The organism is Lewinella sp. (assembly GCF_050633125.1).
In the GTDB taxonomy this organism is placed as follows: domain Bacteria; phylum Bacteroidota; class Bacteroidia; order Chitinophagales; family Saprospiraceae; genus Lewinella.
Genome location: NZ_JBOEFX010000245.1, coordinates 1 through 1,232 on the forward strand (window position 1 = coordinate 1; position 1,232 = coordinate 1,232).

Sequence of the window (1,232 nt, forward strand, 5' to 3'; positions counted from 1 at the left end):
ATAAGAAGCCAAAGTAGAAGAAGAGGAAGAAGAAGAAGAATAATAAGAAGAAGAAGAAGAAGAAGAAGAAGAAGAAGAAGAAGAAGAAGAAGAAGAAGAAGAAGAAGAAGAAGAAGAAGAAGAAGAAGAAGAAGAAGAGGAAGAAGAAGAAGAAGAAGAAGAAGAAGAAGAAGAAGAAGAAGAAGAAGAAGAAGAAGAAGAAGAAGAAGACGGTGAAGGAGAAGAAGCTGCAACTGAAGAAGCAGCAGAAGCTTAATTTTCATGAAGTACTTGATTGTAGGACTTGGTAACATTGGTGCTGAGTACGAAAATACAAGACATAACATAGGTTTTAAAACATTGGATGCTTTTGCTAAAGCATCCAATGTTGTTTTTGCCCCTAACCGTTTGGCAGATACAGCAACAGCCAAATTCAAAGGCCGAAAGCTAATACTTGTAAAGCCAACTACTTATATGAATTTAAGTGGTAAGGCAGTCAATTACTGGTTACAAGCTGAAAAAATTCCTTTAGAAAACATGCTCATCGTTACAGATGACATTGCCCTGCCATTTGGATCGTTAAGATTAAAAGGGAAAGGCAGTGAAGGTGGGCATAATGGCCTAAAGAATATCAATGCAGTTTTAGGAACTCAGAACTACGCTCGTTTGAGATTTGGAGTAGGCGCCGAGTTTTCGAAGGGGAAGCAGGTTGATTATGTGTTGGGAAAGTGGAACGATGAAGAAGCGACAAGTTTAGAAGAAAGAATTGAAATGGTGCAGAAAATTATTCAGGCATTCACGGTAAATACTCTTGGTAGAGTCATGTCTGACTTTAATGGGAAATAATTCTAAACTCATCTGAGTCTTTAGCAACAGGGAATTTACTTCTAAATGCATTCAGCTCATTCAATGAGATTTGAATGGACTTAATTTCCTCTTGATCATCCTGTGCTTTCCATAAGAGGTGTCCTTTTGGATCAATTAACATTGAATTACCGGAGTATGAAATCTCATTGCTATCGGGTTCAATACGATTAATTCCTGCTACATAAGATTGGTTCTCTATGGCTCGTGCGTAAAGTAATTTTTCCCATGCAGAAATTCTAGCTTCAGGCCAATTGGCAACATAAAGAAGCAAATCATACTGCTCTATGTTTCTACTCCAAACAGGAAATCGTAAGTCATAACAAATAAGTGGGCAGATTTTCCAGTTTTTTAACTCAACAATCAGTTTTGATTTGCCATTCTTAAAG

The 1,232-nt window shown here is 37.2% G+C and carries 3 protein-coding genes; 2 read left to right on the plus strand and 1 reads right to left on the minus strand.

From position 1 onward, the window contains the following. Both ACRBG0_RS28660 and pth read left to right on the plus strand, forming a co-directional pair. On the plus strand, positions 1-216 hold a 216-nt coding region (locus tag ACRBG0_RS28660; protein WP_431490247.1), incomplete at its 5' end, for a hypothetical protein. A gap of 45 nt (positions 217-261) precedes the next feature. Further along, positions 262-825 (plus strand): aminoacyl-tRNA hydrolase, encoded by a 564-nt coding sequence (gene pth, locus ACRBG0_RS28665; protein WP_431490248.1) that lies wholly within the window; start codon positions 262-264, stop codon positions 823-825. On the opposite strand, the gene ACRBG0_RS28670 is transcribed toward pth, so the two are convergent. Continuing rightward, a partial coding sequence (locus tag ACRBG0_RS28670; protein ID WP_431490249.1) for a nitrilase-related carbon-nitrogen hydrolase occupies positions 812-1,232 on the minus strand: 421 nt, incomplete at its 5' end. The genes pth and ACRBG0_RS28670 overlap by 14 nt on opposite strands.

Coding starts and splice junctions, on each gene's coding strand:
- pth (WP_431490248.1), top strand. CDS start 262: ATGAAGTACTTGATTGTAGGACTTGGTAACATTGGTGCTGAGTACGAA.